Origin of the sequence: Xenorhabdus yunnanensis (genome assembly GCF_028598805.1) — a bacterium.
GTDB classification, from domain to species: domain Bacteria; phylum Pseudomonadota; class Gammaproteobacteria; order Enterobacterales; family Enterobacteriaceae; genus Xenorhabdus; species Xenorhabdus yunnanensis.
Genome location: NZ_JAQRFI010000093.1, coordinates 1 through 5,451 on the forward strand (window position 1 = coordinate 1; position 5,451 = coordinate 5,451).

The 5,451-nt window shown below is 41.6% G+C and carries 4 protein-coding genes; all 4 read left to right on the top strand.

Annotated elements, in window-relative coordinates; all coding sequences use genetic code 11:
* Positions 1 to 280 precede the first annotated feature (280 nt).
* Complete coding sequence (locus tag PSI23_RS20030) at positions 281 to 1,309, top strand: SIR2 family protein (RefSeq protein ID WP_273556724.1); 1,029 nt, start codon at positions 281 to 283, stop codon at positions 1,307 to 1,309.
* Positions 1,310 to 1,483 (top strand): hypothetical protein, encoded by a 174-nt coding sequence (locus tag PSI23_RS20035; RefSeq protein ID WP_273556725.1) that lies wholly within the window; start codon positions 1,310 to 1,312, stop codon positions 1,481 to 1,483.
* The gene (locus tag PSI23_RS20040) at positions 1,480 to 3,258 is read left to right on the top strand and encodes an ATP-binding protein (protein ID WP_273556726.1); all 1,779 of its coding nucleotides are present in this window, start codon (positions 1,480 to 1,482) and stop codon (positions 3,256 to 3,258) included. The genes PSI23_RS20035 and PSI23_RS20040 overlap by 4 nt, the downstream gene beginning before the upstream one ends.
* A gap of 674 nt (positions 3,259 to 3,932) precedes the next feature.
* Positions 3,933 to 5,375 carry a group II intron reverse transcriptase/maturase gene (gene ltrA / locus PSI23_RS20045; RefSeq protein ID WP_273556727.1) on the top strand — a complete coding sequence of 481 codons (1,443 nt, stop codon included), beginning with the start codon at positions 3,933 to 3,935 and terminating at the stop codon, positions 5,373 to 5,375.
* Positions 5,376 to 5,451: the final 76 nt, after the last annotated feature.

The following is a 5,451-nucleotide window of genomic DNA, read 5'->3' on the forward strand; positions in this document are numbered from 1 at the left end:
AGGACAAAAAATAATGTCAGGAGCACGACGGGATTTTGGGGGAGTCAGGGAGAGGCTGTCAATACGAGGTGACCCGTTCTGGTCGTTTGTCTAAATCATTTATGCCCCAAACTGTTTTATGCTCCCAAAAGTCATACGCTTTAGCTTTTCTCTTTGACCAAATTTAGCTAATGAATCAATATGTGTTAAGTTTTGTATCTGTGTGGCCAGCCTGTGTCTTCTGATTCGGTGGCTATTCAGTCTTTGTATCGACATGACTTATTCTTGGAAATAGATTTAAATGACTGCTGAATTTAACTTACATCAAATCTACGATCATAATCTGAACTTTCTTGTCGGTGCTGGTGCTTCACATGGTTTTCTACCGACGTTAGCACTAGAGATAAAGGGGCTAGATGGTAGTAAGTGCACGTTCGAGACACTTGCAAAGAAATATGAAAGCAACGAAAGAATGACAACACTGCTGTTCATGTTGTACTACCGAGAATGTATTAAGTCTGGTTTACCTTCAGTTCCAGCTAGAGGTATTCCGACTTCTCCTAGACCGCAACGTAAAGAAAGCGTCATTCAAGAATATAAACGGTTCATGACCACTTTGATTCACGTCTTAAACAAGCAAAAACCGTCAGCCAAAAAAGCAAATATTTTCACAACTAACTACGATAATTGCTTTGAAATTGCTAGCGAAGAATTGATGGCAGAAAGAACATCTCAGTTCAACGTTAATGATGGTAGCACTGGTTTTCAAGTGCGTACTTTCCACACAAGAAATTTCAATAACCGTATCGTAAATAAAGGCGTGTTTGACCGTCACGAACAGGTTCTTCCTCAAGTAAACCTTTTGCATGCTCACGGATCAATACATTGGATGAAAGGCAACAAAGATGGTGATATTGAACTTAATTACGGTACTAGCTGTTACGAAATAAACTTCGAGCAAGACGAAAAGGATATTCTAGATGCTTGCAAAGTGATTCTTAATAATACAGAGAAATCGCTTAATGACCTGAATGTATTTGCAGTTGAAACAGATCTTACGAAACTTCGTTCTGAGCAATTTTGGCATGCCTATAACAAGATGCCTATCGTGAACCCTACAAAGTGGAAGTTTCATGAAACCGTCTTTGAAGAGGCTTACTATCAGATTCTTCGTCACCTAAGTTATGAGCTTGAACGTCCTCATTCAGTATTAATTGCTTTCGGCTTCTCTTTCGCCGACGAGCACATTCTCAGTCTTGTACAGCGAGCATTGTCTAATCCGTCATTGACTATGTACGTAATGTGCTATGACAAGTCAACGAAAGACTGAATGTTGAAAATATTCAAAGAGTACCCGAATGTTAAGTTGATTTACTCCGAAGATAGCAAATTAGATTTTAAGCTTTTCAATGATGAATACTTCACGGTAAATAAACTAAACAAACCTATGCCTGAAGAAACCATGAAGCCAATGCCTGAAGCTGTAGTTGGTGGCGTCAAATGAGTATAGCAATTGGTGAAGTAATTTCAGTTAAAGGCACTAATATCACCGTAAAACTATACGAAGAGTCCAACAAAGAGACGTTGTTCTATAACGGTGAAAAATTCAATGGTGTATCGATCCAGGAGTTCATTTTGATTCGTCGTGGGTTCCAGGATATCGTCGCTAGAGTTCAAGGCGAATACCTAGATGAACGACTGAAAGACGAAGAGAACAACTGCTATATCCGTAAAGTTGAGTTAGTACCAATTGGGTATTTCCAGTTCAATGAATTCCATGAAGGCACAAAACACCTTCCAATGATCCGTGATATCGCGTACTTAATGAGTGACTCTCAGGTTAAATCTATCTTTGGAAAGCCTGATGACAACTTCATTGTCGGTGAAACGCTTACTGAAGAAATACCTATATCGCTACCTTGGATAAAGCTATTCAACACTCATATAGGGATTTTCGGCAATACTGGTAGTGGCAAATCTAATACGCTGACTAACATATACACAACGCTGTTTTGCAATAAGCTGGAAAAGTTCAAAAACAAGAGCCACTTTATTGTTATCGACTTTAATGGAGAGTACACAAATAACCAGCTAATACCAAAAGGCGTTCATAAGAAGGTATACCAACTAGATACTCGCAATGATGATGGCGATAAATTTCCACTCACTAGCGATGTGTTCTGGGATGAAGAATTATTCGGTATCTTATTCAAAGCAACTGAGAATACTCAGAAGCCGTTCTTAAAGCGGATAGTTTCTGGTCGAAACAAGTTCAAAGACAATCCAGATAGCTTGCAGAATTACGTCAAGTCAACTATCGAGCGTGCTCTCACAAGTACCGCACAAAAGAAAGAGTTTGTTGCTCTTATTGAGGAGATTGCAAAGCTTGTTAAATCTCAAGACCTGGAGCAAAAAGTTGGAAAAATGGGCTGGCATGGTGAAAAATCTCTGTTGTATTTCCCAAACACTCGCCCCCCAAATTATTTTAATGGTGGTGATAATGACCTTACGTACAATAACCATTGCAAAACATACGTAGACGGCATCAACATTAGAGAGTTATCGCCATTCAATGAGTTAAAGCTGAGAATCAACACTCAACTTCTTTCTGACCTCGTTAGCGGTTATGTTCAGTTCGACCATATCCAACCTCTACTAAAAAGAGTGGAAGCGTCATTAACAGCCCTAGATCGTGTGTTTGACGTTGGAGAAGAACGACCAGCAAATATGTTACTGTCAGTGGTATCACTTCGAAGGACTAACCAAGAAATTAAGAAGGTTATGCCACTTTTGCTTGCTAAGTTTTATTACGGTGAACACAAGCAGAAGGTTATGAACCAGAGTCCACCAGAGCAAACATTCCATATGATAATTGATGAAGCTCATAACATACTGTCGACCCAATCGAGTCGTGAGAGTGAAAGTTGGAAGGATTATCGTTTGAAGCTATTTGAGGAAATTATCAAAGAAGGTCGTAAATTTGGTTTCTTCTTAACTTTGTCAAGCCAGAGGCCAGCAGATATCTCACCTACGATTATGTCTCAGCTACATAATTTTTTTATTCATCGCTTAGTCAATGAGCGTGACCTCAAGTTGCTAGAGAACACTATTAGCTCACTTGATGAACTCTCACGACAAATGATTCCCAACCTTTCAAAGGGTTGTTCGATAATTATAGGAACATCATTCGATGTCCCAATGGTTGTTCAATTCAATGAGATGCCTGACGGCAGTAGGCCTGACAGTGACGATATTGATATTGAGTCTCTTTGGAATTAGAGAATGAAAGAGCATATTTCAGGTGTTTTAGATTACGTCTAGTAATCTAAATCTAGTGAGTTAGAGCAAATAATTTAACTCACTTTTGTCCGTGCGACCTGAAGTCGTATGAAGCGTTGTTCACCACGAGAAGAGTGAACCACCTGTATCACCAGGTGACCCTAGGATTCTGAATAAAGCAGCGGATCCGACAATGTAACGAAATTCGGCCACAAGGCTGAATGGGAATCGAATCGTGAGAGGAGGTTCTTCCTGATAACCACAGATCGGGTAAGTGCCAGGGCATCAGTATGATGAACATAGATGAATCCATGTAAGGTGCGTTATATGAAAAACAGCGGAAGTGGTTAATACGCTGTGACCACAATGGCAACGAGAGTTGGAAAGAAGTTGGGCAATACTCTTTCGTGATCGATAAGATCTCCGTACTAGAGTGGGCATCTAACCTGATATTTTGCGCGACATACGGAACAGGGTAAGCCTGTATATCTCCCTTTGGGAAAGTTGTCTGTGAAGAGAGCCGATAGGTATGCAGGTAAAGGAGGTTAGAAAAAGCGAAGGCCGCGTTGTAATGAGGCGGATACAGATTGATATCTGGCGCGAAAGCGAGCCGACTTCTGGCTGGTCTCCCATTGCAAGATGATTTGAAGAACTTTATTTAGAGAGAAACACAAATGGTGGCTTCTACAGAAGTGAGTGCCTCTCTCAACGACACACAGTGGCAATCTATTGACTGGAAAGCGATTGAGTCGCATGTGTTAAAGCTTCAAATGCGCATTGCAAAAGCAACCCGAGAGGGTAAACACGGCAAGGCGAAAGCGTTGCAGTGGATGCTCACGCACTCAAGATCAGCAAAACTTCTTGCTGTCAAGCGAGTGTCTCAAAACAAAGGCAGTCACACACCAGGAGTTGATGGCATCATTTGGAACACCGATGCTCGTCGCATGACTGCGGCAAATCAATTGAGTCGGAAAGGCTACCAAGCTAAACCACTCAGGCGTATCTATATCCCCAAGAAAAACGGCAAACTCAGACCGTTAGGCATCCCTTGCATGATAGATAGAGCGCAGCAAGCGTTGCATCTTCTTGCTTTGGAGCCAATCTCTGAGACGATAGATGATCCGAACAGTTACGGTTTTCGACCTAACCGCAGCACGGCAGACGCGATTGCACAATGCTTCAAATGCTTGTGTCAAAAACGTTCTGCCCGATGGGTTTTGGAAGGGGATATTAAAGCCTGCTTCGATAAGATCGGGCATCAATGGCTAATTGAAAATATTCAAATAGACAAACGGATGCTGAAGCAATGGCTTGGAGCGGGTTTTATCGATAAAGGATTGTTTTATCGAACAGCGGAAGGAACACCGCAAGGCGGTATTATCTCTCCGACGCTCATGCTACTGACGTTGGCTGGCTTGGAAAAGCTTGTTAAAGAAGTGGCACGTAAAACGGGCGATAGAATAAACTTCATCGGATACGCTGATGACTTCGTGATTACAGGGACATCAGAAGATGTCTTGTTGAATGAAGTCAAGCCACAGCTCATTGATTTTCTGAGAGAAAGAGGTTTGACACTCTCCGAAGAGAAAACGCATATCACTCATATCAGTGATGGCTTTGATTTTCTTGGGTTTAATCTTAGAAAGTACAGAGGCAAGCTACTCATAAAACCGAGTAAAAGTAACGTACTATCACTTTTGAGTCACTTGCGCGAACTCATTAAGAGACACGCAACGACTCCAGTAAACGATCTCATCAAAATGTTGAATCCCAAACTGAGAGGATGGGCGAATTACTATTGCCATTGCGTGGCAAAGCGAACCTTCGGCTATCTAAGTCATCAACTCTTCTGGTTGTTATGGCGATGGGCGGTCAGACGTCATCCAACTAAATCCAAAGATTGGGTACGTCGAAAATACTACATGAACAGTAAAGGAGAATGGCAATTTCATGGCTGGCAGAAAATAGCCAATATGGACTGCCATTTTAATCTGGTTCAAATAGCTCAAACGCCGATAAAAAAGCATGTGAAGATTAGGAGTGTAGCTACGCCATTCGATCCTCAATACCAAACCTATTTGGCTAATACTACAGCCGTAATCCCTATTGTGCCATGATGGGGCTCTTCTTCCTTAAATAAAAGGCGGTGTCACATGCCATCCCCTGCCAAAATCTGGGAACAGGCGCTACAGG